Genomic DNA, 26,349 nt, shown 5'->3' on the forward strand with positions numbered 1-26,349 from the left:
CATGTCGCCATGGCTGCCGCTGAGTTGATCAGGATCGTGTCCCGCTCCTCGCCGATGGCACTCGCCCAGGTGGAGCGGGTCAGGGCCGAGCTCGCCGTGCTGCACCCGGGCATCAGGACCGAGGTGGTGCCGGTGCTCACCTCGGGCGACCGGTGGATGGGCGACCTGGCGAAGCTGGGCGGGAAGGGCGCGTTCACCAAGGAGGTCGACCAGGCGCTGCTGGCCGGGGAGGCCGACCTCGCGGTGCACTGCCTCAAGGACGTTCCTGCCGACCGGCCGCTCCCGGCCGGTACGGTCTTCGCCGGCTACCTGCGGCGCGACGACATCCGCGACGCGGTGATCCACCCCGAGGGCCTGACGCTGGATCAGCTCCCCGCGGGCAGCCGGATCGGCACCTCCTCGGTGCGCCGGATCGCCCAGCTCGCCGCCTCGCACCCGCACCTGGTGTGCGTACCGATCCGGGGCAACGCCAACAGCCGGCTGGCGAAGCTGGCGGCCGGGGAGGCCGACGCCCTGCTGCTGGCCGCCTCCGGGCTCGAACGGATCGGTGAGAGCGACCGGATCACCGAGATCCTCCCGTTGGACGCGATGTGCCCCCCGATCGGCGCGGGTGTGCTCGCCCTGCAGTGCCGGGAGGACGACCACACCACCATCGAGGCCGTCACCGGTCTCGGTCACCACGACACCTGGCGGGAGGCGGCGGCGGAGCGGATGTTCCTGCACGTCCTCCAGGGCCACTGCAACAGCCCGATCGCCGGCTACGCGACCGCCGAGCCGGACGGGCGGCTCGCGCTGCGCGGCCGGGTGTTCTCCCCGGACGGGAAGCGGATCCTGGACGCGCATGAGTGGGCGGGCGCGCTCTCCCCCGAGGACCTCGGCACCTCGGTCGCCCTGGCCCTCAAGCGGCAGGGTGCGCACGAGCTGATCGCCGCCATCCCGCACTGACCTTCCGTCAGCCGAGCGTGAGCTGGTCGCCGAGCTGAAGGCGGCCGGGGCGGGGCACGGTGGCCAGGGCGTCCAGGCGGTTCTGGTGGGTTCTGGCGATGGTCCGGAGGATCTCCGGAGCGTGCGGGAGGCCGGGTTGGGCGGTGCCGGTCATGACGCAGCGTTCGCTGGAGCGGACGAAGGCCAGGGTCAGCCCGGACGGGGCCGTGGTGCGGTGGCCGAACCAGGTGTCCTCGACGAAGGGGGCGGTACCGGGCGGGGTCCGCAGCAGGATGTTGGGGCGGAACCGCCGTTCGTCCAGCACGGTGGTGGGGAGCAGCTCGCGGAGCCGGTCGAGCGTCGCGGTGGTCAACACGCTGACGGGCAGTTGGTCGAGGTGCGAGACGGTGTCCTCGCGGGCGAGTTCGACATCGTCCCGCTGGAGGTAGGCGCGGAGGAAGGCGTCCGGGTCGGCGACCGGGCTGCCCAGGGGGTCGAGCAACTCCGGTGCGGTGAGCCGGTTCCCGACTCGCGATCCGAGGCGGAGCAGGCCGTCCATCCGGCGGAACCGCCGGGTGTTCTTGCCGGAGCCGAACTTGCCGGAGCCGTCCCGGACGGCGTACAGACGGTCGCCGGCCAGCCCGCGTTCGTCCACCTCGACCGCGTCGAGCTGCTCGCCCGCGGTCGACTTGACCGGGTAGCGCCACAGCCGCTCGACCACCCCGATGATCTCTCCCATGGCTGGAGCCTAGCGCCGCGGCCGAATGATGGTCTAGACCAACATGGGCAGATCGAGGGCCGTGGGCCGGTCGGCCCGGAGGACGGCCCTCGATCCGAGGCGTACGGGGGGCGTCTGTCAGCCGATGGAGTTGCCGCAGATGTTGATCGGGATGCTGATCGGGATCTGGATGTTGTTCCCGGACAGTACGCCCGGCGATCCGACCACCACCGCGGAGGCACTGGCCCCGCCGGTGTTGATGCAGGTGGTGCCGTTCCCGTGCTCGACCCCGTGGTGGGGGACGTAGTTCTCGTGCTGCTGGACCGCCTCTTGCTCCCCGCACTCCGCCAGGGCCGGTGCGGCGCTGCTGAGGGCGAGAGCGAGGCCGAGGCCGACGGTCGCCGCGAACTTCTTGGTTCGGTTCATGGCGGAAGGAGTATCCCGTTCTCGCCCCGGTGAGCCGCTCGACCGGCCCCGATCACCCGGTCGACAGATCGGAATCACACCTGACGCCCGTTCGACTGGGGCAAGTGGACGACCCGGGAGGCGGGCCGCCGGTGGCTACCCCAGTCGGGCGACCGCCCGGACCGGTGCGCCGTCGGCTGCGGTGAGGCGGAGCGGGAAGAAGGAGACGGTGACGGCGAGACCGGCGGCCGAGGCGTCGAGCAGCGGCGTCAGGTCGGCCAGGTTCTCGCACAGCACGGCGCCGCCCGGGCTGCCCAGCAGCGCCCGGTGGGCGGCCAGTGTGGGGGCGTCCGGGGCGGGGTCGTGCTCGTCGGTCAGGGCGGCGAGCAGGGCGGCCACCGCCGGGTCGGCCGGGCCGGGGTCGGGGGTGGGGTCGATGCTCAGCGCGTCCACGCCCACGCTCCGCACCCCGGCGGCGGCGATCGCCTCGGCGGCGCCGGGGGTGAGCCAGGGGTGCGCGTAGTAGTGGTCGGTGGCCCAGTACCGGTGCCACCCGGTGGCCAGCAGCAGGACGGCGCCGGGCGTCAGGGCGGCCAGCGCGGGGCCGAGCCGCGCCGCCGTCACCCCGGTGCGCGGCGGCAGGTCCCGCAGGTCGGCCAGTACGGCGCGGCCGGTGAACAGGTCGAGCGGCAGCCCGTCCAGGGTGGGCCAGGTGACGTCCACGTGGTACGGCGCGTCCACGTGCGTGCCGGACTGCGAACCCAGGTGCAGCGAGAGCACGTTGACCCCGTCGGCGGCGGTGGTCAGCGCGGGGCGCAGTGCCACGGCCGGGTCACCGGGGTAGACCGGCATCCCGGTGGTGACCGGATGGGTGAGGTCGATCAGCGTCGGCGGCATGCCTCCATCCTGGCCCGTCCGCTCCCGTCGCGGCACCCGCTCCGGCCGGTCGCCCCAGGCCGCGCGGCCGGTGTCCCGCCGGCCGGACTATCGTGCCCGGTATGAGCAGTGATCAGCAGCAGGCGCCACGTCAGCCCTGGGTGGTCGGAGTCACCGGGGCGTCCGGCACCCCGTACGCCGCCTCGGTGATCCGGGCGCTGCTGACGGCCGGTGAGACGGTCGACCTGGTGGTCAGCCGGGCCGCCCGGCTGACCATCCTGGACGAGACCGGCATCTCGTTCCGGGACGCGCACTGGCGGGACGACCTGGCCGAGTGGCTGGGCACCGACCAGCTGGACGGCGTCAGGTACTGGCCGGCCGGGGACTTCGCGGCCGGACCGTCCAGCGGCTCGTACCCGGCCAAGGGGATGCTGGTGGTGCCGGCCACCACGGGGGCGGTGGCCGGCATCGCGCTCGGGCTGAGCAAGGACCTGATCCAGCGGGCCGCCGGCGTCACCCTCAAGGAGCGTCGCCCGCTGGTGGTCTGCCTGCGGGAGACCCCGCTCAACGGGGTGACGTTGAAGCACCTGGTCGAGCTGGACGCGCAGGGCGCCGTGGTGCTGCCGGCCGCGCCGGGCTTCTACGCCGGCGGCTCCACCGCCCGTGAGCTGGTGGACTTCGTGGCCGGTCGGGTGCTCGACGCGGTGGGTGTGCCGCACGGGCTGTACCGGCGGTGGGCAGGCGAGTTGGGCGACGGGGGGAAGGTCGCGTGAGCTGAGCGGCCCGGGGACGGTATGTTCATTGCGATATCCGGGTCGATTCAGGTGTGACACCTTCGAATCCGGATAATGATCTGTGGGTCTGGAGAGGTTCGGAAGGACGCGGGCGGATACATGGACACGGTGGACAGACAGCTCATCCAGGCGCTCCGGGAGAACGGCCGCGCGTCCTACGCCGAACTGGGCCGCCTGGTCGGCCTGTCGGGCCCGAGCGTGACGGACCGGATCAACCGGCTGGAGCAGGCCGGGGTGATCACCGGCTACCGCGCCACCGTCAACCCGGCCTCGCTGGGCTTCGGCGTCACCGCCCTGATCGGCCTCCAGCTCACCGACGCCGCCGACCACGAGGACGTGGCGCACCGGCTGAAGGACCTCGGCGAGGTCGAGGACTGCTGGTTCATCGCGGGCGACGACTCGTACATGCTCAAGGTCCGGGTCTCGGATGTCGAGGGCCTGGAGTCGGTGGTCAAGCGGCTCTCCGGCACCAAGGGCGTCGCCCGGACCAGGACCACCGTGGTGCTCTCCACCAAGTGGGAGAACCGCGTCAGTGAACTGCCGTTGGAACCAGGGGAGTAGCGGACCATGGCCTTGATCGGGCTGGAGGAGCTGCGCGCGGCGCAGCAGCGGATCGCCGGGGTGGCGGTCCGGACACCGTTGCTGCCCTGCCCGTGGGCGGTGCAGGGGGAGCGGGCGCTCTGGCTCAAGCCGGAGAGCCTCCAGCCGACCGGCGCGTTCAAGATCCGCGGGGCGTACAACCGGCTGGCCGCGCTGTCCGGGGCCGAGCGCGCCCGCGGCGTGGTCGCGCAGTCCAGCGGTAACCACGCGCAGGCCGTGGCGTACGCGGCCGGGCTGCTCGGCATCAAGGCCGTCATCGTGATGCCCGACGTCTCACCCGCCGTCAAGGTCGACAACACCCGGGCCTTCGGCGCCGAGGTGATTCTGGTCGGCCCCGGCGAGCGGGACACCCTGCCCGCTGAGCTGGCCGAGCGGCACGGCTACGTCTGGGTGCCGCCGTACGACGACCCGTACATCATCGCGGGCCAGGGCACGGTCGGCCTGGAGATCGCCGAGGACGCCCCCGACGAGCTGGACACCGTGTTGGTCCCGGTCAGCGGCGGCGGCCTGATCAGCGGCACCGCGGCGGCGCTCAAGCTGGCCTGCCCCGGGGTGCGGGTGATCGGCGTCGAACCCGAGCTGGCCGCCGACGCCCAGGCCGGTTTCCGGGCCGGCGAGCGGGCGGTCTGGTCCACCGAGGACACGTACCGGACCATCGCCGACGGGCTGCGCACGCCGAGCGTCGGGGTGCTCCCGTTCGATCACATCCAGGCGTACGTGGACGACATCGTCACCGTCTCCGAGCAGGAGATCAAGGACACCGTGGCGCTGCTGGCCCGGCGCGGCCGGCTGGTCGCCGAGCCGTCCGGCGCGGTCGCGGCGGCGGCGTACTTCCACCACGCCGCCGAGCTGGAGGGGCGGGTGTTCGGCGCCGTCGTCAGCGGTGGGAACATCGATCCGAGCCTGCTCGCGGAGCTGCTGTCGGTATAGGCGTAGGCTCGGCGAGGTCAATTCTCACGGCACGAGGAGGCAGGTCACCGCATGGACGCAGGGCTGAAGCGTGAGCTGGAGGCGAAGGTCTACGCGGGCGAGCGGCTGACCCGCGAGGACGGGATCGCGCTGTACGAGAGCGACGACCTGGCCTGGCTCGGCGGTCTGGCGCACCACGTGCGGACCGAGAAGAACGGCGACGTGGTCCACTTCAACGTCAACCGTCACCTCAACATGACCAACGTCTGCGCCGCCTCCTGCGCGTACTGCTCGTTCCAGCGCAAGCCGGGCGAGAAGGACGCGTACACCATGCGGATCGAGGAGGCCGTCCGGCTGGCGAAGGCGATGGAGGTCGACTCGCTGACCGAGCTGCACATCGTCAACGGCCTGCACCCGACCCTGCCGTGGCGTTACTACCCGCGCAGCCTGCGGGAGTTGAAGGCGGCCCTGCCGAACGTCTCGCTGAAGGCGTTCACCGCCACCGAGATCCACTGGTTCGAGCGGATCAGCGGTCTGACGGCGAGCGAGATCCTGGACGAGCTGATCGACGCCGGTCTCGAGTCGCTCACCGGCGGCGGCGCGGAGATCTTCGACTGGGAGGTCCGCCAGCACATCGTCGACCACGAGACCCACTGGGAGGACTGGTCGCGCATCCACCGTCTGGCGCACGAGAAGGGTCTCAAGACCCCCTCGACCATGCTCTACGGCCACATCGAGGAGCCCCGCCACCGGGTCGACCACGTGCTCCGGCTGCGTGAGCTCCAGGACGAGACCGGCGGTTTCCAGGTCTTCATCCCGCTGCGCTACCAGCACGACTTCCACGACTCCAAGGACGGGGTCATCCGCAACAAGCTGCAGGCCCGAACGGAGATGGCCACCGGCGCCGAGGCGCTGAAGACCTTCGCGGTCTCCCGGCTGCTCTTCGACAACGTCCCGCACGTCAAGGTCTTCTGGGTGATGCACGGCGTCACCACCGCCCAGCTGGCGCTCAGCCACGGCGCGGACGACATGGACGGGTCGGTGGTCGAGTACAAGATCACCCACGACGCGGACAACTTCGGCACGCCGAACAAGTTGGGCCGCGACGACCTGCTCGACCTGATCCGCGACGCCGGCTTCCGCCCGGTGGAGCGGAACACCCGGTACGAGATCATCCGCGAGTACGAGGGCCCGGACCTCGGTCGCCGGGAGACCCCGCAGGCGATGCGTCTCTGACGACTGCGTCACAACGCCCTCCGAGAGCGAACCGGCTCGGAGGGCGTTGTCGTGTCAGGCAGTGCCGGGTGCGCGTATGCTCACAGGCTCACCACACGCCAGGGGTTCCGTTCCGGCCCACGGCTTTGGAAGGATCGTCCGTATGTCCGGTTCCCATCGTGCCAAACCCCGCAGCCGGGCCGACCTGCCCGCTGAGGTGGCGAGCAGGCCCCGTGGGCACCGCCGGAAGGCGAAGAAGAAGCGTGGTGGCCGCGCCCTGATGGGCAGTACGGCGATGCTGCTGGCCGCCGTCTCGGGCTGGTTCACCGTCGGTCCCGGCCGCTCCGGCACCGAGGTCACCGCCGCCGGGATGCCCGACCGGCTGCCCGACGCCTCGTCGGCCGTCCCGGACCCGGTCGCCGCCCAGGCCGGCCAGCGGACCGAGCAGCCCGCCGCCGACCGCTCCGACCGGAGCGACGGCAGCGTGGCGGTGATCCCCGGCCTCGGTCCCAAGTTCACCGCCCAGATACCCGCCGACACCCGGCAGCTGGTGGTCGCCACCGGCAAGGACGTGAACGCCTCGGAGACCGGCGTCACGCTCTGGACCAGGACCGCCGACAACCGCTGGAAGCCCGGCGCGGCCTGGGCGGGCCACAACGCGTACAAGGGCTGGACCACCGACCACCACCAGGGCGACCTGCGGAGCCCGATCGGCCTCTACGCGCTGACCGACGCGGGCGGCCGCAAGGCCGACCCGGGCAGCAGGCTCCCGTACGACCGGGACAACGCCTTCGCGATCGACGGCGACGGCTTCAACGGCGAACCGCTGGCCGGCTCCTTCGACTACGTGGTGGCGATCAACTACAACCGGGTGGCGGGCACCTCGCCGCTCAGCACCAAGTACCCCGACGGTGTCGCCAAGGGCACCGGCATCTGGCTGCACGTCGACCACGGAGGCCCCACCCACGGCTGCGTCTCGCTGCCGGAGGCGCAGATGATCGAACTGATCAAGGCGCTCGACCCGGCGGCCAAGCCGATGATCGTGATGGGTGACGCCGCCTCGCTGGCCGCCTGACGCTCCCTCGGGGCCGGTCCGGAGGGCAGACGGCGCAAGGGGTGTTGTCCGGCCCCTACAGCTTCGGACCTCGGACCTTGTACCAGGGCGTCACCCACGGACCCGTCGGTAACGCTGTTGAGTGGCGGTATGACCGCCTCCCGTATCGTGTCGCTCGGCCACTTCCAGCCGCCGAAGGTCCTCTCCAACGACGACCTCGCCCTGCTGGTCGACACCGACGACGAGTGGATCCGCTCCCGGGTCGGCATCAGGACCCGGCACCTCGCGGAGGACGAGACCCTGGTCGACATGGCCACCGAGGCGGCCCAGAAGGCGCTCGCCAACAGCGGCCTGCTGCCCGAGCAGATCGACCTGGTGGTGGTCGCCACCTGCACCGCCGTCGAACGCAGCCCCAACACCGCCGCCGCGGTCGCCGCGCGGCTGGGCGTCCGCTCGCCCGCCGCGTACGACATCAACACCGTCTGCTCCGGCTTCTCGTACGCGCTCGCCACCGCCGACCACGCGATCCGGGCCGGTTCGGCCACCCGCGCGCTGGTGATCGGCGCCGAGCGGATGTCCGACACCATCGACTGGAGCGACCGGACCACCTGCGTGATCTTCGCGGACGGGGCCGGCGCCGCAGTGGTGGAGGCGGTTCCCGACGAGCAGTCCGGGATCGGTCCGGTGCTCTGGGGCTCCGAGCCCGACAAGGGCGACGCCGTGGTGATCACCGGCTGGGACCCGACGATCAGTCAGCAGGGCCAGACCGTGTTCCGCTGGGCCACCACCAAGCTCGCCCCGCTGGCCCGGGAGACCTGCCGGAAGGCCGGGATCGAGCCGTCCGAACTGCGGGGCTTCGTCGCGCACCAGGCCAACCTGCGGATCATCGACGCGATCGCGGGCAAGCTCGGGCTGGCCGAGGACGCGGTGGTCGCCCGCGACGTGGTGGAGTCGGGCAACACCTCCGCCGCCTCGATCCCGCTGGCGCTGAGCAAGCTGGTCGAGCGGGGGGAGCTGCGGACCGGGGACCCGGTGCTCCTCTTCGGCTTCGGCGGCGGGCTCGCGTACGCGGGGCAGGTCGTCCGCTGCCCGTGACCGGCTGAGCACGTGCAGAGAGAAGGGGCGGCCCGGGTGGGCCGCCCCTTCGGGGTCTGTGCGTGCTGCGCGGTCAACGTCGGCGAACCTCCCCCGAGGACACGGCCGCCGTCCGACGCGCCCCGGACAGGAAACCGGGACGGAGCACGCGGGTGGACGGGATGGACTACTTGGGCGGCTTCTTGCCCGTCACGCCCAGGTAGACCTGGAGGGCGAGGTTGGGTTTGAGGTCCTTGACCTTCACGCCCCAGGCGGTGAAGGCCTTGGAATGCTCCGCCGCCGAGGCGAGGAGCGAGACCAGGGACCCGGAGAGAGCGGCCGGATCGACCGACTTGTCGGTCTTGGCCTGGTTGGCCTTGATGGCTTCGGCGAGCGGCCCGGCCACCGAGTTGAGGACCTTCATGCGGATCTTGAAGAACCGCTTGTCCCCTTCGGCTGCACCGAGAGTGACCACTCGGAGAATGGCATCGTTCTTGCGCCAGAAGGTGAGAAATCCGTCCACCAGGTCTTCCGACGTGGTGAAGCCGGTCTTTCCCACCCAGGACTTTCCATCGAGGAGCTGCTTGAGCTCCACGCTGTCCTCGGCCATTTCCTCGGCGATTTCGAGGACGGCGCCCTCGACATCCGGGAAGTACTGGTAGAAGGTCGCGGGGGAGGTACCCGCCATACGGGCGACGTCGATGACCTTGACGTCCCGGTAAGGCGACGTGCTGAGCATCTCGCGGAGGCAGTCGAGCAGCTTCTGCCGCGTCTCCTGTCCGCGTCGCCCGGCGACGCGACCGTCGACGGTGCGAACTTGTCCTGTCATGCCGTCAGCTTACCGTGGCAAGATCTTGGCGCGATTCGGTGATGTGACTATTACTCCAGCCGGGGTGTGATCAGCCGACGGATATTCAGCTGTCGTGCCGGGGAACGATGCCCCCCCGTGTTCTGACGGAGCCCCAGCGTGACGGGGTGTCGGCTGAGGGATGGTCGGGTCGCGCAGAGTGACGACTCGGGCGGTGGACCGTCGGTCCGTCAGTTCCGGTACGGGGTCGCCACCGAGTAGCACCGATTCGCCGGGCGGCGGGGGAGATTGGATCAGGCGGGGCGGGCATTGGAGAATCGGGGGCGGCGCACCCCGACGGGGTGGCCGCAGGACGGGGAGGTGGCAGCGGAGTGGACCAGCTTTCAGCGCACGATCCGAGGCGGATCGGGCCCTTCGAGGTGCTCGGGCGGCTCGGTGCGGGCGGGATGGGCCTGGTCTACCTGGCGCGCTCCGCGTCCGGCCGACGGGTCGCGATCAAGACCGTCCGGGGGGAGTTGGCGGAGGACGAGCTGTTCCGGGTCAGGTTCGCCCGGGAGATCGCGGCGGCCAAGACGGTGGGCGGTTTCTACACCGCCGCCGTGGTGGAGGCCGATCCGGACGCCCCGGTGCCGTGGCTGGCCACCGCGTACGTACCAGCGCCCTCGTTGGAGGAGCTGATCGGACACTGCGGGCCGCTCCCGGTGGACGCCGTCCGTTGGCTGATCGCGGGCATCGCCGAGGCCCTGCAGTCCATCCACGCGGCCGGGTTGGTGCACCGCGACCTCAAGCCGTCCAACGTGCTGGTGGTCGAGGACGGCCCCCGGGTGATCGACTTCGGGATCGCCGCCGGGGTCTCCAACTCCCGCCTCACCATGACCAACGTCGCGGTCGGCACCCCCGCGTACATGTCGCCGGAACAGGCCAAGGACAGCCGCAGTGTGACGGGCGCCAGTGACGTGTACTCGCTCGGCTCGCTGCTGGTCTTCTGCGCCACCGGACACGCGCCCTACCGGGGGGCCAATCCGGTCGAGACGGTCTTCCAACTGCTCCGCGACCAGGCCGACCTGTCCGGTCTGCCGGTCGAGCTGGCCGACCTGGTCCGGGCCTGCATGCGGCCCGATCCCGGGAGCCGGCCGACGCCCGCCCAGATCCAGGCGGAGCTGGCCCCGCACCTGTTCTCCCGGGACGACGCGGCCGGCGAGGCGGGGGACTGGCTGCCGCCCAACGCGCTGGACCTGATCGAGCGCAAGCGCAGTCGGCGGTCCACCCAGCCGCCGCCGGTGCTGCCGCCAGTGCCTCCGCAGCCGCCGGCGCCTGCGCCGGAGCGCGTCCCGGGGCCCGCCTCGGTGGCCACCGAGAAGATCGCCGGCCGCCGGGCCCCGGCCGCCGGTGAGATCCGGCTGGCGGGCGCCGCCGTGCCGATAGGGCCCGGGCCGCGTGCGGAGGCCGCCGTCCCGACCGGGGCCGCCGCACCCGGCACGGACTGGGTCCGGCGGGCCGTCCCGGCCGCCCCGCCCGCGTCCCGCTGGCGGCCGTGGCGGTTCCGGATGTCCAACGACGTCTGGGGAACGCCGGTGGTGGCCGGGGGCACGCTGTTCGTCTCCAGCTTCGAGGTGCACGCCCTGGACATCGGCTCCGGGCAGCGCCGCTACAAGACCAGGGACGTGGCCTGGGCCCTCGCCGTGGACGCCGGACGGGTGCACGCCGCCGACGGGCCGCACCTCTACACCGTGGACGTGGCCGACGGCACCGAGCGCTGGCGCAACTCGCTGGACGGCTGGATCTACTCGCTGGACGCCGCCGACGGCGTCCTCTGCTGCGGCATCAGGGGCGGTGGCGTCCAGCTCCGTTCCGCTGCCAGCGGCGCCGAACTCTGGCGGGCCGACGACGCCCAGCAGGACTACGAGAACCCGCAGTCCGGACCCGCGCTGGTGGCCGGAGCGGCGTACTACTACGGCGGCGGACGGCTGCGCTGCGTCGACCCGCGCGGCGGGCGGCTGCGGTGGGCCTTCCAGGTCGGCGAGGAGGTGCCGTCCCGGCCGGTCGAGATGGGCGGGACGCTCTACCTGACCTCCGGCACCCGGGTGCACGCCCTGGACGCCGCGACCGGGGTGGAGCGGTGGCGCTTCGAGGCGGCGGTGGTGCTCTTCACCCCGCCCGCGCTCGACGGCGGGGCGGTGTACGTCGCGGACTACCTCGGGACGGTCTACTCGCTGGACGCCGCGACCGGGCGGGACCGCTGGCGCGCCCGGACCGGCAGCCGGCAGGGCGCCGAACCCGTGGTCGTGGCGGGCGGCACCGTGCTGGTCGGCGCCGGGGACACCCTGCACGCCTTCGACACCGGCTCCGGGCGGGAGCGCTGGCGCTACAGCGCCCGCGGCGAACTCGTCGGTTCCCCGGCCGTCGCGGACGGCCTGGTCCACCTGGGCAGCCGGGACCACTCCCTCCACACCCTCGACCTGACCACCGGTCAGCTCCGCTGGGAGCTCGGCACCAAGGGCGAACTCACCGGCTCCCCGGTGGCTGTCGGCGGCCGGGTCTTCGTCGGCAGCAAGGACCGCTGCATCTACGCCCTCGACGCCTTCTACGGCACGGCGGTGCCGAGCTGACCGGTCACCTTGTGCGGGGCGCGCGGGTCAGCACCCGCCGCAGCCCCGGCCCACGGCGGGACGGGCGAGCTCAGCGCAGCTGCCAGGCTGCCCAGGCCGAGGTGACCATGGCGTCGAGGTCGTAGCGGGCGCGCCAGTCCAGCTCGCGGTGGGCGAGGTCCGCGGCGGCCACCACGCGGGCGGGGTCGCCGGGACGGCGGGGGGTGACCTGAGGGACGGCGGGGTTGCCGGTGACGCGGGCGATCACGGCGAGCATCTCGGCGACCGAGACGCCTTCGCCACGGCCGATGTTGAGGGCGAGCGAGACCGGTCCGGTGGCGGCGTCCAGGCGGTGGACGGCGGCCACGTGGGCGGCGGCGATGTCGGCGACGTGGATGTAGTCGCGGACGCAGGTGCCGTCCGGGGTGTCGTAGTCGTCGCCGAAGATCAGCGGGGGCTGACCGTCGGTCAGTCGCTGGAAGGCCATCGGGACCAGGTTGGAGACGCCGTCGTCGGCCAGGTGGGGTGACGAGGTGCCGGCCACGTTGAAGTAGCGGAGCGAGACGGTGCGGAGGCCGTGGGCGCGGCCGACGGAGTTGACCAGCCACTCGCCGGCGAGCTTGGTCTCGCCGTACGGGTTGATCGGGGCGCACGGGGTGGCCTCGGTGACCAGCTCCACGTCGGGCATGCCGTAGACCGCGGCGGAGGAGGAGAACACCACGTTGCGGACCCCGCCCGCGACGGCGGCCTCCAGCACGTTCTGCAGGCCGGTGAGGTTCTCCCTGTAGTAGAGCAGGGGCTCGGCGACCGATTCGCCGACCTGCTTCTTGGCGGCGATGTGCACCACGCCGGTGATCCCGTGCTCGCGGATCACCGTGTCCAGAAGCGCCCGGTCGAGAGTGGAGCCGACGACCAGGGGGACGCCGTCCGGGAGCCGGTCGGGGGAGCCGCTGCTGAGGTCGTCGACGACGACCACCGGCCGGTCCGCCGCCACCAGCTGGTGCACGACATGTCCGCCGATGTAGCCGGCTCCGCCGGTGATCAACCAGGTCATGGCCGAAATCCTATGCCGCGGCGAGATACGACCGGACGAGCGAACGGTTCGACCCCGGGCCGGGCGGTGATGGCGCGTCGCTTCCAGGGAAACGGACATATCGGTGCAATGCTGCCCAATGCTGTCTGCGTACGGAACCCGGAGGAAGCTCAGGTGCACCCCAAGAAGGAACCCACCCGCCCCATCCCGACGGGTCCCCGGCCGACCGGGCCTCGCCTGCTGCTTCCGGGGGCGGCCCTGGTGCTGGCGGGCGCCCTGGCCACCGGCTGCAGCAGCGGTTCCTCCTCCACCACCGCGTCCTCCTCCCCCTCGGCGAGTACGTCCGGCAGCCCCTCCGCCCCGGCGCGGTCCAGCGGCAACCAGCTGCAGGACGACTACCAGAAGGTGATCGCCAACGTGCTGCCCTCGGTGGTGCAGATCACCACCCCCAGTGGGCTCGGCTCGGGCATCGTGTACGACTCCAAGGGCGACATCGTCACCAACGCCCACGTGGTCGGCAGCGCCAAGACCTTCACCGTCACACTGGCCAACAGCGGCAAGGCGCTGCAGGCGACCCTGGTCGGCAGCTTCCCGGAGTCCGACCTCGCGGTGATCAAGCTGGACAGTCCGCCTGGCGGCCTCAAGCCGGCCTCCTTCGGTGACTCCGGCAAGGTGGAGGTCGGCCAGATCACGCTGGCGATGGGCAGCCCGCTCGGGCTCTCCTCCAGCGTGACGCAGGGCATCGTCTCGGCCACCGGCCGGACGGTCTCCGAGCCGAATGGCGGCAACTCGCCGGGCGCCACCATCGGCAACATGGTGCAGACCTCGGCCGCGATCAATCCGGGCAACAGCGGCGGCGCGCTGGTCAACCTCTCCAGCCAGGTGATCGGCATCAACACCCTGGCGGCCACCGACCCGGAGATGAACGGCGGTGCCGCTCCCGGCATCGGCTTCGCCATCCCGGCCGCCACCATCACCAACATCGCCGACCAGCTGATCAAGGACGGCAAGGTCGGCAACTCCGGCCGGGCCGCGCTCGGCATCTCCGCCCGTACCTCCTTCAACGCCGACTTCCAGCCCGCCGGCGCGGTGATCGTGTCGGTCACCCCGGGCGGCCCGGCGGACGCTGCCGGCCTCCAGCCCGGTGACGTGATCACCAAGGTCGGCGACACCGCCGTCACCACGCTGAACAGCCTGACCACCGCCCTGGCCGCGCTCCAGCCCGGTGCCAAGGTCACCGTCACCTACGAACGCGAGGGCGCGGCCAGGACTGCCGAGGTCACCCTCGGCAGTCTGTAGGTCCAGAGACGACCGGGCCCGGCGGGCCGCCCACCGCGCAAGGGGGGCGGCCCGCCGGGCCCGGTGCTGTCGTACCGTCAGCGCGACACCCTGGTCCGCCAGGGGAGCTCGACGGTGACGGCGGTCGGGCCGCCGGCGGGGCTGTCGACCAGTAGGAGGCCGTCCACCGCGCCGATCCGCTCGGTCAGGCCGGCCAGGCCGCTGCCGGGGTAGGAGGCCGCGCCGCCCTTCCCGTCGTCCTCGATCCGGAGCATCAGTCGGTCGGCGGCCTGCCAGACCTCCACCGCGGCGGTCCTGGCGCCGGCGTGCTTGGAGATGTTGGTGAGCAGCTCGCTGACGGTGAAGTAGGCGATGCCCTCCACGGCGGAGTCCGGCCGGCCCGGCAGGTCGACGCGGACGGTGACGCCGCCGGGGACGGTGCAGCGGGCGGCGATCGCGGAGAGCGCGGCGTCCAGCCCACGGTCCGTCAGGACCGCCGGGTGGATGCCCCTGGCCAGGTCGCGCAGCTCCTGGAGGGCGAGCTTCACCTCGCCGTGGGCGGCGCCGACCATCTCGGCGGCCGCCACGACGCTCTTCGGGTCGGAGGTCTCGGTGAGCTTCTCCTTGGCCAGGCCCAGGTCCATCGCCAGCGCCACCAGCCGGGCCTGCGCGCCGTCGTGCAGGTCGCGCTCGATCCGGCGCAGGTCTGCGGCGGCGGTGTCGACCACCGCGCCCCGGTCGTCCTCCAGTTCGCGGATCCGCTCGGAGAGTGGGCTGGGGCTGAGCAGGCTGTCCACCAGGATCCGGTCCACGGTGGAGAGGAAGCGGGCCGCCCACGGCAGGGCGGGCCAGCCGACCACCAGCAGTACCAGGGTGAGGGCGAAACTGATGATGCCCCAGGGCAGCAGCAGCACCGCGTAGAGCGCCGAACGCCAGCTCAGCGCATCCGTCAGGGCGGCCGAGACGCGGCCGGCGGTACCCGGACGGGTGGCCTTCATCTTCGGCGCCCCGGAGATCTCGAGGCCGAGCGCCGAAGCGCAGCGCCCACGGGCGAACTGGCCGAACGCGCGGCAGCCGGTCAGCCCGGCGGCCAGCAGCGGCAGGCCGACCACCGTCACGGCGAGCGCGAGGCCGACGCTCAACAGCGTGACCGTGAAGATGAATCCGGCCACCCCGAGCGGCAGGTTGAGCAACAGGTGCTGTACCTGGCGCCAGAGCTTCGCCCCGTAGAGCGGGGGACGGTCCGGGGTCTCCTTCATCATGCACCAAGCCTCTCGTAGAACCTCTGCGGCCAGCATCGCGGTTCGGGACGGCCCTGGACATGGGGGCAGTTGGCATTCCGGGGGTGGGGATATCCCCACCACCCCGTGTCTTACGGGTCGGGCAGGGGGTAAGGGGAGGATGGTGCTGCACTTAGACTCACGCCTTGACGGTTCAGGACGTGTGGGATCAGTGGGGCACCGGGAGGCGAGCGCATGGAAGGGCAGTTGGCCGCTGCCGACCCTGCCGTGGGTGGTGGCTACTTCGACGCGTACGCGGCGGTGGGCCTGCTCGCGGTCGTCGGCGTGCTGTTCGTCGCGGTGTCCTTCACCGCCAACCGCCTGCTCCGGCCGGTGGTCGACTCGCCGGAGAAGCGGCTCGCCTACGAGTGCGGCGTGGACCCGGTCGGTGAGGGCTGGGCGCACACCCAGATCCGGTACTTCGTCTACGCCTTCCTCTACGTGATCTTCGCGGTCGACGCGATCTACCTCTTCCCGTGGGCGACCGTGTTCGCCGCCACCGGGTTCGGGGCGACCACGCTGGTGGAGATGTTCGTCTTCATCGGCTTCCTCGCGGTCGGGCTGCTCTACGCCTGGAAGAAGGGCGTTCTGGAATGGACGTGACGCACTCGCACGGTGCCGGGGGCCCGATCCCGCTGGGCATCCCCGACCCGGCCACCCCCGGCGCGGTGGAGCCTGCCCGGCTCGGCCCGCTGGCCCGGCTGGCGCCGGACCCGGTCAAGGTGGTGCTCAACTGGGGCCGCCGGTACAGCCTCTGGTGCTTCAACTTCGGGCTGGCCTGCTGCGCGATCGAGTTCATCGCCGCCTCGATGGCCAAGCACGACTTCATCCGGATGGGTGTGATCCCGTTCGCGCCGGGCCCCCGGCAGGCCGACCTGATGATCGTCTCGGGCACCGTGACGGACAAGATGGCGCCCGCCGTGAAGCGCCTGTACGAGCAGATGCCCGAGCCCAAGTACGTGATCTCGTTCGGCGCCTGCGCCAACTCCGGCGGTCCGTACTGGGATTCGTACTCCGTCACGAAGGGCGTCGACCAGATCATCCCGGTCGACGTCTACGTGCCCGGCTGCCCGCCCCGCCCCGAGGCGCTGCTCCAGGGCATCCTCAAGCTGCAGGAGAAGATCGCGGCCGAGTCGCTGCCGCAGCGGTACGCGGCGCCCGCCGCCGCACTGCGCAGACCGCTGGTGGCCGGCCCGGAGGCAGAGCAGAAGTGACCGACCCGCAGATCCCCGCCGAGGCCGCCGTCGCCGCGATCGGCGAGTGGGCCACCGCCGGCGAGGCGTACCAGCTGCTCACCGTCGACGTGCCCGCCGAGCACTGGATCGAGGCGCTCACCGCCGCCCGGGACGGCCTCGGCCTCACCTACTTCGACTGGCTGAGCGCGGTCGACGAGCTGGCCGACGGCTTCTCGGTGGCCGCCCACCTGGCCGACGCGGGCTCAGGCCCGGTCCGCCACCTGCTGCTCCGGACCAAGGTGCCCAGGAGCGCCGCCGCGCTGCCCACCGCCGTCGGCGTGTACGCCGGGGCCGGCTGGCACGAGCGGGAGACTGCCGAGATGTTCGGCATCGACTTCACCGGCCACCCGCACCTGGTCACGCTGCTGCTGCCGGACGGCTTCGAGGGGCACCCGCTGCGCAAGGAGTTCGTGCTCGCGGCCCGGGTCGCCAAGGCCTGGCCCGGCGCCAAGGAGCCCGGCGAGAGCGAGGGCGAAGGCCCGGCCCGCCGCAAGATGCAGCCGGCCGGTGTGCCCGACCCGAACGAGTGGGGTCCGCTCAAGGGCACCCTGCCGCCGATCGCCGAGCGCCCCGCGCGCGCGGCCCGTACGCCCCGCGCGGCCGCCGCCGGTCCTGCGGCTGAGGGTGCGGCGGGCGCTGAGGGCGCGCCCGCGCCCCGGCCGCGCCGGACCCGCAGCATCAGTGACGGCTCGGTCAGCCAGGCCGAGGGCGCTCCGGCGCCCGAGCGCCCGCGCCCCGCGCGCACCCAGTCCTCGGACGCCCCCTGGCACAACCCCGTCCCGGCCACCGCCGAGGAACCGCCGCCCCCGGCCGCGCCCCCGGCCGCGCCCCCGGCTCCGCCGGTCAGCGGTGGCCCGGGCGCCCCGGCCGTACCGCCGGCCCCGGAACCGCAGAATCCCGAGCCACAGACCCCCGAGCCGCCGACCGAGCCGCAGACCCCCGAGCCGAAGGACGGAGACAGCGCATGACCTTCCTCGAAATGCTGCTGCGCTGCGTCGCGGTGCTGGTGGTCTTCCTGGTGTTCCCGCTGGTGATCGGCCAGACCGAGCACAAGGTGATGGCGCACATGCAGGGCCGGCTCGGCCCGATGTACGCGGGCGGCTTCCACGGCTGGGCCCAACTGGTGGCCGACGGCGTGAAGTTCGTCCAGAAGGAGGACGTGGTCCCGGCCGACGCCGACCGCAGGGTCTTCCAGCTGGCGCCCGCCGTCGCCCTGCTGCCGTACCTGGTGGTGCTGCTGGCCGTCCCGGTCGGGCCGAACGGCTTCGTCGGGCAGGCGATCGACGCGGGCATCTTCTTCGTGCTCGCCGTGATGGGCATCGGCGTGCTCGGCTCGCTGATGGCGGGCTGGGCCTCGGCCAACAAGTTCTCGCTGCTCGGTGGTCTGCGCACGGCCGCCCAGCTGATGGCGTACGAGCTGCCGATGCTGCTCGCCGCCGCCTCGGTGGCGATGGCGGCCGGCACCCTCTCGCTGCCCGGGATCCTGGAGCAGTTCGAGTGGTGGTGGGTGCCGTGGCAGATCGTCGGCGCCTTCGTGTTCTTCGTGGCGGGGCTGGCCGAACTCCAGCGGCCGCCGTTCGACATGCCGGTGGCCGACTCGGAGATCATCTTCGGCGCGTACACCGAGTACACCGGCATCCGGTTCGCGTTCTTCCTGCTCTCCGAGTACGCGGGCATCCTGGTGGTCTCCGCGCTCACCACGGTGCTGTTCCTGGGCGGCTGGCACGGTCCGCTGCCGGACCAGCTCGGCTGGCTCTGGACGATCCTGAAGACCTTCGCCCTCGCCCTCCTGGTGATCTGGCTCCGGGTCACCTTTCCCCGTCTGCGCGAGGACCAGCTCATGCGCTTCGCCTGGACGACGCTGATCCCGCTCGCCCTCGCCCAGCTCGCCCTCACCGGCATCGTCAAGGTGGCGATCTCCTCATGAAGCTTCCCGGCAGCGGCCTGGCCAAGGGCCTGGCCGTCACCCTCCGCACCATGACGAAGAAGACCGTCACCGCGCAGTACCCCGAGGTGCAGCCCGACCTCGCCCCGCGTACCCGTGGCGTGATCGCGCTGCTGGAGGAGAACTGCACGGTCTGCATGCTCTGCGCCCGGGAGTGTCCGGACTGGTGCATCTACATCGACTCCCACAAGGAGACGCTGCCCGCCGCCGACCCGAACGCCCGGGCCCGTACCCGCAACGTGCTGGACCGGTTCGCGATCGACTTCTCGCTCTGCATGTACTGCGGGATCTGTATCGAGGTCTGCCCGTTCGACGCGCTGTTCTGGTCACCGGAGTTCGAGTACGCCGAGACCGACATCCTGGAGCTGACCCACGAGCGGGACCGCCTCCGGGAGTGGATGTGGACGGTGCCCGCACCGCCCGCGCTCGACCCGGCGGCCGAGGAGCCCAAGGAGATCGCGATGGCCCGCAAGGCCGCCGACAAGGCGCACGCGGCCCTGCGGAAGGAGGACGGCTCGTGAACCTCCTCGCCGCCGCCGGTCCGCTGGAACCGGCCACCCGTTCCTTCCTCTCCCCGACCGGGGTGGAGATCGTCTTCCTGCTGGTCGGCGTCGCCGTGCTGGGCGCCGCCCTGCTCACCGTGACCACCCGTCAGCTGGTGCACGCCGCGCTCTGGCTGGTGGTCGCGCTCGGCGGCCTGGCGGTGGAGTTCCTGCTGCTCACCGCCGAGTTCATCGCCTGGGTGCAGGTGCTGATCTACCTCGGTTCGGTGGTCGTCCTGGTGCTCTTCGGCCTGATGCTCACCAAGGCCCCGATCGGCCGCTCCCCGGACGCCGACTCCGGCAATCGGTGGACCGCGCTGGCCGTCGGCCTGGCCACCGCCGCCACCCTGGTGACCCTGGTGGTGGACGCCTTCCGCACCTCCTGGATCGACCTCGGCGCGGGCGCGGGCAGCACCAGGGCCACCGGCGAGTACCTGTTCCGGCACTGGGTGCTGCCCTTCGAGGCGCTCTCCGTCCTGCTGCTGGCCGCACTGGTCGGTGCGATCGTGCTGTCCCGCAGGGACGGCGAGGGCAGGCCGAAGCCCCGCCCCGGCAAGCTCAGGGCCGGTCGGTCCGTCGGCACCAGCAGGGAGCGTTGACCGGAATGCATCTCGCCTACCCGGCCGTCCTGGCCGCCCTGCTCTTCGCGATCGGCGTCTACGGCGTGCTCGCCCGGCGCAACACGGTGCTGGTGCTGATGTCCGTCGAGCTGATGCTCAACGCCGTCAACCTCAACCTGGTCGCCTTCGACGTCTGGCTGCGCGACGCGCTGCACGGCGGTCAGGTGCTCACGCTCTTCACCGTCACGCTGGCCGCCGCCGAGATCGGCCTCGGCCTGGCCATCGTGCTGCTGGTCTTCCGCACCCGCCGCACCGCCGACCTGGACCGGATCACCGCGCTCGGTGACCGGGCAGAGGACGACGACTCGGACGCCACGTCAGCAGAGGCCGCCGCATGAACCTCGCCCTCCCCGTCCTGGTCCCGGTGCTGCCCGCACTCGGGGCCGCCGCCACGCTGGCCACCGGCAGGCGCGCCCCCGGCCTGACCCGGCCGCTGGCGATCCTGCCGGTCGCCGCCTCCGCCGTGCTCGCCCTGCTGGTCGCGCTCCAGCTCGGCACCGGCCAGAGCCTGGACGCCGCCACCCGGCTGGCCCCGACCGGCGGCCCCGACCTCTCGCTCGCCCTGCACCTGGACGGGTTCAGCTCGCTGATCTCGGTGCTGGTCGGCCTGGTGGCCACCTGCGTGCAGGTCTACTCGACCGCCTACCTGAAGGACGACCCCCGCTACCCCTCGTACGCGGCCCTGGTCTCGCTCTTCACGGCGGCGATGTTCCTGGTCGTGTACTCGGGCGACCTGGTGTTGCTGCTGGTCGGCTGGGAGGTGATGGGCATCTGCTCGTACTTCCTGATCGGCCATCACTGGGAGACCGCCGACGCGCGCTCCGCCTCGCTCAAGGCGTTCCTGGTCACCAAGCTCGGCGACGTGCCGTTCCTGATCGGCGTCTTCCTGCTCGGCGCGGACGCCGGGACGTTTCGGATCGAGGGCGTGCTGAAGGCCGCCACCGAGGGCCACCTCTCGCACCCGACGCTGACCGCGCTGCTGCTGCTCGCGGGCGTCGCGGGCAAGAGCGCCCAGTTCCCGCTGCACACCTGGCTGCCCGACGCGATGGCCGGTCCGACGCCGGTCTCCGCGCTGATCCACGCCGCCACCATGGTCGCGGCCGGCATCTACCTGGTGGCCCGGCTGCTGCCGGTCTTCCTGGCCTCCGGCGCCGCGCTGCTGGTGCTGTCGGTGATGGCCGCCGTCACCATGGTCGGTTCCGCGCTCTGCGCGCTCGCCCAGGACGACCTCAAGCGGGTGCTGGCCTACTCGACGGTCGGTCAGCTGGGCTACATGGCGGGTGCACTGGCCGCCGGTGACCGGCAGGCCGCCGTCTTCCACCTGGTCAGCCACGGTGCCTTCAAGGCGCTGCTCTTCCTGGCCGCCGGTGTGATCATCCACGCCGCGCACACCAACTCGCTCAGCGCGATGGCCCGGATGCCCGAGCTGCGGCGGAGGGTGCCGGACGCGTACTGGACGATGGGCATCGCCCTGATCGCCCTGATCGGGCTGCCGCCGTTCTCCGGCTTCTTCAGCAAGGAGGCGGTGCTCACCGCCGCCGAGCACGCCGCCACCGGCGAGGCCCTGACCAACGGCCTCGGCCCGGCCTCCGCCGTGCCGTCCGCCGCCGGCTGGATCGTGCTGGTCGCCGCCGGGCTGACCGCGCTGCTCACCGCAGTGTACGCCGCCCGGCTCTGGCTGCTGGCCTTCCACAGCGCGCCGGTCGCGCTGCCCGCCGCCACCGACGCCCCGTACTCCGCCGAGATCGACGAGGCCGACCCAACGCACGCCGAGCCGCCCGCGATGCGCTGGCCGCTCTGGGTGCTGGCGGTCCCGACCATGGGCTTCGGCGTCTTCGGCCTGCGCCCGGACTGGCTGCCCGCGCTGCTGGACGGCGGCTCGCTCCGCCCGTCCACCGTGACCGCCGTGATCGGCACCGGCTGCGCCCTGGCCGGCGCGCTGATCGGGTACGGCGCCTGGCGCTCCGTCACCGCCCGGTCCACCGCCGCGAGCGACCGCGTGCCGGAGCAGGCGGGCCCGCCCGCCGTCGAGACCCTGGCACCCGCCCCCTCGAAGCCCGCCGCCGACCCCGGCCGCCTGCTGCTCGGGCCGCTGTTCGGACCGGCGCTGCACGGCTTTCACCTGGACCGGCTGTACAGCGCGCTGTTCGTCCGCCCGACCCTGGCCGCCGCGCGGCTGGTGCGCTTCCTGGACCGCGAGGTGGTGGAGACCTACGTCCGGGGCACCGGCACCGGTGCCAACCTGCTCGGCTGGGCTGTCCGGCGGAGCCAGACCGGCAACGCCCAGACGTACCTGAGCGTGCTGCTCGGCGCCGTCGTGGTGCTCACCGTCCTGGTGGCGGTCGGCTCATGACCCTCTCTCACCGCTTCGGAGGCAGGGCCTCGTGAACGTGCTCCTCATCGCCCTCCTGGCCCTGCCGCTGCTGGGCGCCGGGCTCACCCTGGCCCCGCTCGGCGAGCGGGCCGTGCTCCGTCTCGGCTGCGGGGTCACCGGCGCCGTACTGGCGGGCACGATCGCGCTGGCCGCCTGGTTCGACCACGCCACGCCCGCCCGGATGCAGGCCGTCACCGACGTGAGCTGGATCCCGGCGATCGGGGTCAGGTTCCACCTCGGGGTGGACGGCATCTCGCTGCCGCTGCTGGTGCTGACCGCGCTGCTGACCTTCCTCTGCGCGGTCTACTCGACCCGGAAGCTCCCGGCCGGGCCCGGCGCACGGGCCTTCACCGGTCTGCTGCTGCTGCTCGAAGTGGGCATGCTGGCCACCTTCGTGGCGCTGGACCTGGTGCTTTTCTTCCTGGCCTTCGAGATCGTGCTGATCCCGATGTACTTCCTGATCGCCCGCTGGGGCAGCGGCGCCAAGGTCCCGGCCGCCAACCGGTTCATCCTGTACACCCTGCTCGGCTCCGCCGTGATGCTGCTCGGCTTCCTGCTGATCGGCGGCCAGGCGGGCACCTTCGACCTGACGCAGCTGGCCGCCGCGCACGGCCGCGGCCTGAGCCACACCACCCAGGTGACCGCCGCGCTGGCGATCCTGGTCGGCCTCGCGGTGAAGGCCCCGGCCTTCCCGTTGCACAGCTGGCTGCCGGACGCGCACACCGCCGCCCCGACCGTCGGCTCGGTACTGCTGGCCGGGGTGCTGCTCAAGATGGGCACCTACGGTCTGGTCCGGGTGCTGCTGCCGGTGGTCCCGGACGGCACCGCCACCCTCGCCCCGTACCTGGGCGCGCTGGCCGCCGTCGGCATCGTCTACGGCTCGTTGGCCTGCCTCGCGCTCGCCCTCCCGTCTCCCACCGCCACCCTTCTGAGGAAGCGCTTCGCGCCTTCTGAATCCGGCGCCAAGGGCGACCTCAAGCGGCTGATCGCGTACTCCTCGGTCGGCCACATGGGCTTCGTCCTGCTCGGCATCGCCTCGCTCACCCCGAGCGGGGTGAACGGCGCGCTGTTCGCCAACATCGGCCACGGCCTGATCACCGGCCTGCTGTTCTTCCTGGTCGGCGCGGTCAAGGACCGCTACGGCACCGCCGACCTGGACACCCTCGCCGGTGCCACCGGCGCGGCCCTCTACGGCCGGGCCCCGAGGATCGGCGGCCTGCTCGCCTTCGCCGCCGTGGCCAGCCTCGGCCTGCCGGGCCTGGCCGGCTTCTGGGGCGAACTGCTCGCCATGTACGGCGCCTTCGACCCGGCCGCCGCGCTCTCCCGCCCCGCCTTCCTCACCTACCTGGCGCTGGCCGCCCTCGGCACCCTGCTCACCGCCGGCTACCTGCTGCTGGTGGTCAAGCGGGTCTGCATGGGCGATCCGAAGCAGCCCGGCCTCTCGGACGTTCCGGACCTCCAGGCGTACGAGGCGGTGAGCTGGACCCCGCTCGCCGCGCTCACCGTGGTCGCCGGACTCTGGCCCGCGCTGCTGCTGGGGCTCTCCGACCCGGCCGTCAAGCACCTGCTCGGGGGTGGCTGACCCGTGTTCACCCTCCCTATCCCCCAGGGGCCGACCGCCATGACTCCTCTCGCCGTCGCCGACCCGGGCGGCCTGGTCCAGTCCGTCGACTGGGTGGCCGTCGCGCCGCCGCTGATCGCCGCGCTGGCCGGTCTGGTGGTGCTGGTCGCCGATCTCCTCCTGAAGGGCAGTCAGAAGAAGGCCCTGTCCTGGCTGGCGATCGGCGGCCTGACCCTCGCCCTCGCCGCGCTGCTCCCGCTCGCGCTCGGCGACCCGCATTCCACCTTCTGCGTCACCTCCGGCGGCTGCTCGTACGAGGTGGACCACTTCACGCTGGCCTTCCAGCTGCTCGTGCTCGGCGGTGCGCTGATCGCCGCCCTGCTCTCGGTGCACACCGTGGCGCAGGACCGCCTGCCCGGCGGTGAGTTCTGGTTCCTGCTGCTCAGCAGTGCCGCCGGGGCCGCCCTGCTGCCCGCCTCCCGGGACCTGGCCACCCTGGTGGTCGCGCTGGAGGTGGCCTCGCTGCCCGCCTTCGCGCTGGTCGCGCTGCGCCGGGACGGCCGGGGCGCGGAGGCCGCGCTCAAGTTCTTCCTCTCCTCGGTCACCGCCACCGCCGTGATGCTGCTCGGCGTCAGCTTCGTCTACGCCGCGACCGGCACCCTGCACCTGTCGGCGGTCGCCGACGCGCTGACCACGGCCCCCGCCCAGCTGCGCCACCTGGCCGAGGCCGGGGCGGTGCTGACCCTGGTCGGGTTCGCCTTCAAGACCGCCGCCGTCCCGTTCCACTTCTGGGTGCCCGACACCTACGTCGGTGCCCCGGTGCCGGTCGCGGGCTACCTCTCGGTGGTCGGAAAGGCGGCTGGTCTGGCCGGGCTCGCCCTGGTCACCACCGTGGCGTTCCGCCCGTACGGGCACACCTGGGGCCTGGTGCTTGCGGTGCTCGCCGCCGCCACCATGACCGCGGGGAACGTCGCCGCGCTGCGCCAGCGCGCCGCCGCCCCCGACAGTGCGGTGCGCCTGCTCGCCTGGTCCTCCGTCAGCCAGGCCGGCTACCTGCTGGTGCCGTTGGCCGCCGCCGGGTACGCCGACTCCGGCCGCCCGGTCGGGGCCACCGTGGCGTACGCGCTGGTCTACGGCGTGGTGAACCTCGGCGCCTTCGCGGCGGTCGCCGCCACCGGGCACTCCAGGCTGGACGACTTCCAGGGCCTGTTCGCCCGCAACCGGTGGACCGCGCTGGCGCTGGCCTTCTTCCTGCTCTGCCTGGCCGGACTGCCGCCGGGCGTGGTCGGCCTGTTCGGCAAGGTGGTGGTCTTCCGCGCGGCGGTGGACGCCGGTCTCGGCTGGCTCGCGGTGGTGATGGCGGCCAACGTGGTGGTGGCGCTGTACTACTACCTCGCCTGGACGGCGAAGCTCTTCGCCCCCGCCGAGGACACCGTGCGGACCAGGATCCCGGGCCCGCTGACGGCCACCCTGGGGCTCACCGCCGCGGCCGCCGTGGTGCTCTCGGCGGCCCCGCAGCTGGTGCTCCAGGTGGTCTCGGGCAGCCTGTTCCGGTAGGTACGGGAACGAAGCCGCCTCGTCCTGCCGTTGATCCTGGCAGAGGGACGATCTCGGAAGGCTTCCCACCGCGCCACTTGGAGGGCCTGCGTGCACCGGCAGCACAACGGGTTGAGGACGGCTGCACTGCTCGGCGGGCTGTCGGCGCTGATCCTGGTGATCGGCGGTTTCTTCGGCCGGACGGGTCTCCTGGTTGCCCTGCTGATCGCCCTCGGCACCAACGGCTACGCGTACTGGAACAGCGACCGGCTCGCCCTGCGCGCGATGCGGGCCCGCCCGGTGAGCGAGATCGAGGCGCCCCGGCTGTACCGGATCGTCCGCGAGCTCTCCACCTCGGCCCGACAGCCGATGCCCCGCCTGTACATCTCGCCCACCCCGGCCCCGAACGCCTTCGCCACCGGGCGGAACCCGCGCAACGCGGCCGTCTGCTGCACCGACGGCATCCTCCAGCTGCTCGACGAGCGCGAACTGCGCGGGGTGCTCGGCCACGAGCTCAGCCACGTGCACAACCGGGACATCCTGATCTCCTCGGTGGCCGGCGCGTTGGCCACGGTGGTGATGTTCCTGGTGAACTTCGCCTGGCTGATCCCGTTCGGCCGGAGCGAGGACGACGACGGCCCCGGCCTGTTCGGCATGCTCGCGATCATGATCCTCGGCCCGCTCGCCGCCTCCCTGATCCAACTGGCCGTCAGCCGCTCCCGGGAGTACCAGGCCGACGCCGACGGAGCCCGGATCACCGGCGACCCGCTCGCCCTCGCCAGCGCCCTGCGCAAGCTGGAGACCGGTACCCAGCGCCTCCCGCTGCCCCCCGAGCCCCGCCTCAAGACCGCCAGCCACATGATGATCGCCAGCCCGTTCCGCACCGGCGAAGCCGGTACCCGTCTGTTCGCCACTCACCCGCCGATGGCCGAGCGGATCGCCCGCCTGGAGCAGATGGCCGGTCACCGGCTGCCGTGAGG

The 26,349-nt window shown here is 72.4% G+C and carries 26 protein-coding genes; 20 read left to right on the forward strand and 6 right to left on the reverse strand.

Annotated features, from left to right (window positions below; translation table 11 throughout):
• Nucleotides 1-9 precede the first annotated feature (9 nt).
• Nucleotides 10-945 carry a hydroxymethylbilane synthase gene (gene hemC / locus ACKUU6_RS18880; RefSeq protein ID WP_407989755.1) on the forward strand — a complete coding sequence of 312 codons (936 nt, stop codon included), beginning with the start codon at nucleotides 10-12 and terminating at the stop codon, nucleotides 943-945.
• A 7-nt stretch (nucleotides 946-952) separates the two neighbouring features.
• On the opposite strand, the gene ACKUU6_RS18885 is transcribed toward hemC, so the two are convergent.
• From ACKUU6_RS18885 to ACKUU6_RS18895, 3 genes are all read right to left on the reverse strand, one after another.
• Nucleotides 953-1,663, reverse strand: coding sequence for an MOSC domain-containing protein (locus tag ACKUU6_RS18885; RefSeq protein WP_407989756.1), 711 nt, complete (start codon nucleotides 1,661-1,663; stop codon nucleotides 953-955).
• Between the two features lie 117 nt (nucleotides 1,664-1,780).
• Nucleotides 1,781-2,068, reverse strand: coding sequence for a chaplin (locus ACKUU6_RS18890; RefSeq protein ID WP_407989757.1), 288 nt, complete (start codon nucleotides 2,066-2,068; stop codon nucleotides 1,781-1,783).
• Between the two features lie 135 nt (nucleotides 2,069-2,203).
• Nucleotides 2,204-2,944: a cyclase family protein gene (locus ACKUU6_RS18895; RefSeq protein WP_407989758.1), complete on the reverse strand. Its 741-nt coding sequence runs from the start codon at nucleotides 2,942-2,944 to the stop codon at nucleotides 2,204-2,206.
• Nucleotides 2,945-3,045: 101 nt separating this feature from the next.
• Here ACKUU6_RS18895 and ACKUU6_RS18900 point away from each other — a divergent pair, with 101 nt between their 5' ends.
• The 6 genes from ACKUU6_RS18900 to ACKUU6_RS18925 all read left to right on the forward strand — a co-directional run bounded on the left by ACKUU6_RS18900 (nucleotide 3,046) and on the right by ACKUU6_RS18925 (nucleotide 8,590).
• Nucleotides 3,046-3,696: a UbiX family flavin prenyltransferase gene (locus tag ACKUU6_RS18900; protein ID WP_407989759.1), complete on the forward strand. Its 651-nt coding sequence runs from the start codon at nucleotides 3,046-3,048 to the stop codon at nucleotides 3,694-3,696.
• Nucleotides 3,697-3,816: 120 nt separating this feature from the next.
• Entirely contained in the window at nucleotides 3,817-4,278 is a 462-nt protein-coding gene (locus ACKUU6_RS18905) for an Lrp/AsnC family transcriptional regulator (protein ID WP_057231532.1), read from the forward strand.
• A gap of 6 nt (nucleotides 4,279-4,284) precedes the next feature.
• Nucleotides 4,285-5,247, forward strand: coding sequence for a threonine ammonia-lyase (locus ACKUU6_RS18910; protein ID WP_407989760.1), 963 nt, complete (start codon nucleotides 4,285-4,287; stop codon nucleotides 5,245-5,247).
• A gap of 51 nt (nucleotides 5,248-5,298) precedes the next feature.
• Nucleotides 5,299-6,462 (forward strand): aminofutalosine synthase MqnE, encoded by a 1,164-nt coding sequence (gene mqnE, locus ACKUU6_RS18915; protein WP_407989761.1) that lies wholly within the window; start codon nucleotides 5,299-5,301, stop codon nucleotides 6,460-6,462.
• A 142-nt stretch (nucleotides 6,463-6,604) separates the two neighbouring features.
• Nucleotides 6,605-7,516, forward strand: a complete 912-nt coding sequence (locus tag ACKUU6_RS18920; RefSeq protein WP_407989762.1) for a L,D-transpeptidase family protein — start codon at nucleotides 6,605-6,607, stop codon at nucleotides 7,514-7,516.
• A gap of 129 nt (nucleotides 7,517-7,645) precedes the next feature.
• Nucleotides 7,646-8,590, forward strand: a complete 945-nt coding sequence (locus ACKUU6_RS18925) for a beta-ketoacyl-ACP synthase III (protein WP_407989763.1) — start codon at nucleotides 7,646-7,648, stop codon at nucleotides 8,588-8,590.
• A 166-nt stretch (nucleotides 8,591-8,756) separates the two neighbouring features.
• Here the strand turns inward: ACKUU6_RS18925 and ACKUU6_RS18930 are convergent, their stop codons facing one another.
• Entirely contained in the window at nucleotides 8,757-9,398 is a 642-nt protein-coding gene (locus ACKUU6_RS18930; protein WP_407989764.1) for a TetR family transcriptional regulator, read from the reverse strand.
• 350 nt (nucleotides 9,399-9,748) lie between these two features.
• Between ACKUU6_RS18930 and ACKUU6_RS18935 the strand changes: the two genes are divergently transcribed.
• Nucleotides 9,749-11,986 carry a serine/threonine-protein kinase gene (locus tag ACKUU6_RS18935; protein ID WP_407989765.1) on the forward strand — a complete coding sequence of 746 codons (2,238 nt, stop codon included), beginning with the start codon at nucleotides 9,749-9,751 and terminating at the stop codon, nucleotides 11,984-11,986.
• A gap of 70 nt (nucleotides 11,987-12,056) precedes the next feature.
• Here the strand turns inward: ACKUU6_RS18935 and galE are convergent, their stop codons facing one another.
• Nucleotides 12,057-13,019 (reverse strand): UDP-glucose 4-epimerase GalE, encoded by a 963-nt coding sequence (gene galE, locus ACKUU6_RS18940; RefSeq protein ID WP_407989766.1) that lies wholly within the window; start codon nucleotides 13,017-13,019, stop codon nucleotides 12,057-12,059.
• A gap of 153 nt (nucleotides 13,020-13,172) precedes the next feature.
• Here galE and ACKUU6_RS18945 point away from each other — a divergent pair, with 153 nt between their 5' ends.
• On the forward strand, nucleotides 13,173-14,297 hold the full coding sequence (locus tag ACKUU6_RS18945; protein WP_407989767.1) for a S1C family serine protease: 1,125 nt from the start codon (nucleotides 13,173-13,175) through the stop codon (nucleotides 14,295-14,297).
• Nucleotides 14,298-14,374: 77 nt separating this feature from the next.
• On the opposite strand, the gene ACKUU6_RS18950 is transcribed toward ACKUU6_RS18945, so the two are convergent.
• Nucleotides 14,375-15,538, reverse strand: a complete 1,164-nt coding sequence (locus ACKUU6_RS18950; protein ID WP_407989768.1) for a sensor histidine kinase — start codon at nucleotides 15,536-15,538, stop codon at nucleotides 14,375-14,377.
• A 213-nt stretch (nucleotides 15,539-15,751) separates the two neighbouring features.
• Here ACKUU6_RS18950 and ACKUU6_RS18955 point away from each other — a divergent pair, with 213 nt between their 5' ends.
• From ACKUU6_RS18955 to htpX, 11 genes are all read left to right on the forward strand, one after another.
• Nucleotides 15,752-16,159, forward strand: a complete 408-nt coding sequence (locus ACKUU6_RS18955) for an NADH-quinone oxidoreductase subunit A (RefSeq protein ID WP_407989769.1) — start codon at nucleotides 15,752-15,754, stop codon at nucleotides 16,157-16,159.
• Nucleotides 16,150-16,770: an NADH-quinone oxidoreductase subunit B gene (locus ACKUU6_RS18960; RefSeq protein ID WP_407989770.1), complete on the forward strand. Its 621-nt coding sequence runs from the start codon at nucleotides 16,150-16,152 to the stop codon at nucleotides 16,768-16,770. Before ACKUU6_RS18955 ends, ACKUU6_RS18960 begins: the two co-directional genes overlap by 10 nt.
• Nucleotides 16,767-17,759: an NADH-quinone oxidoreductase subunit C gene (locus ACKUU6_RS18965; protein ID WP_407989771.1), complete on the forward strand. Its 993-nt coding sequence runs from the start codon at nucleotides 16,767-16,769 to the stop codon at nucleotides 17,757-17,759. Before ACKUU6_RS18960 ends, ACKUU6_RS18965 begins: the two co-directional genes overlap by 4 nt.
• Complete coding sequence (nuoH, locus tag ACKUU6_RS18970; RefSeq protein ID WP_407989772.1) at nucleotides 17,756-18,718, forward strand: NADH-quinone oxidoreductase subunit NuoH; 963 nt, start codon at nucleotides 17,756-17,758, stop codon at nucleotides 18,716-18,718. Before ACKUU6_RS18965 ends, nuoH begins: the two co-directional genes overlap by 4 nt.
• The gene (locus tag ACKUU6_RS18975; protein ID WP_407989773.1) at nucleotides 18,715-19,257 is read left to right on the forward strand and encodes a NuoI/complex I 23 kDa subunit family protein; all 543 of its coding nucleotides are present in this window, start codon (nucleotides 18,715-18,717) and stop codon (nucleotides 19,255-19,257) included. The genes nuoH and ACKUU6_RS18975 overlap by 4 nt, the downstream gene beginning before the upstream one ends.
• The gene (locus tag ACKUU6_RS18980; protein ID WP_407989774.1) at nucleotides 19,254-19,877 is read left to right on the forward strand and encodes an NADH-quinone oxidoreductase subunit J; all 624 of its coding nucleotides are present in this window, start codon (nucleotides 19,254-19,256) and stop codon (nucleotides 19,875-19,877) included. Before ACKUU6_RS18975 ends, ACKUU6_RS18980 begins: the two co-directional genes overlap by 4 nt.
• A 5-nt stretch (nucleotides 19,878-19,882) precedes the next feature.
• A complete protein-coding gene (gene nuoK / locus ACKUU6_RS18985) occupies nucleotides 19,883-20,236 on the forward strand; it encodes an NADH-quinone oxidoreductase subunit NuoK (protein ID WP_407989775.1) in 354 nt (117 codons plus the stop codon).
• Nucleotides 20,233-22,251, forward strand: coding sequence for an NADH-quinone oxidoreductase subunit L (locus ACKUU6_RS18990; RefSeq protein WP_407989776.1), 2,019 nt, complete (start codon nucleotides 20,233-20,235; stop codon nucleotides 22,249-22,251). The genes nuoK and ACKUU6_RS18990 overlap by 4 nt, the downstream gene beginning before the upstream one ends.
• 31 nt (nucleotides 22,252-22,282) lie before the next feature.
• Nucleotides 22,283-23,854 (forward strand): complex I subunit 4 family protein, encoded by a 1,572-nt coding sequence (locus ACKUU6_RS18995; protein ID WP_407989777.1) that lies wholly within the window; start codon nucleotides 22,283-22,285, stop codon nucleotides 23,852-23,854.
• Nucleotides 23,855-23,893: 39 nt separating this feature from the next.
• Complete coding sequence (locus ACKUU6_RS19000) at nucleotides 23,894-25,390, forward strand: NADH-quinone oxidoreductase subunit N (protein ID WP_407989778.1); 1,497 nt, start codon at nucleotides 23,894-23,896, stop codon at nucleotides 25,388-25,390.
• 90 nt (nucleotides 25,391-25,480) lie between these two features.
• Complete coding sequence (gene htpX, locus ACKUU6_RS19005) at nucleotides 25,481-26,347, forward strand: zinc metalloprotease HtpX (protein WP_407989779.1); 867 nt, start codon at nucleotides 25,481-25,483, stop codon at nucleotides 26,345-26,347.
• Nucleotides 26,348-26,349: the final 2 nt, after the last annotated feature.

It is taken from the genome of Kitasatospora sp. CMC57 (assembly GCF_045866025.2).
Classification (GTDB): domain Bacteria; phylum Actinomycetota; class Actinomycetes; order Streptomycetales; family Streptomycetaceae; genus Kitasatospora.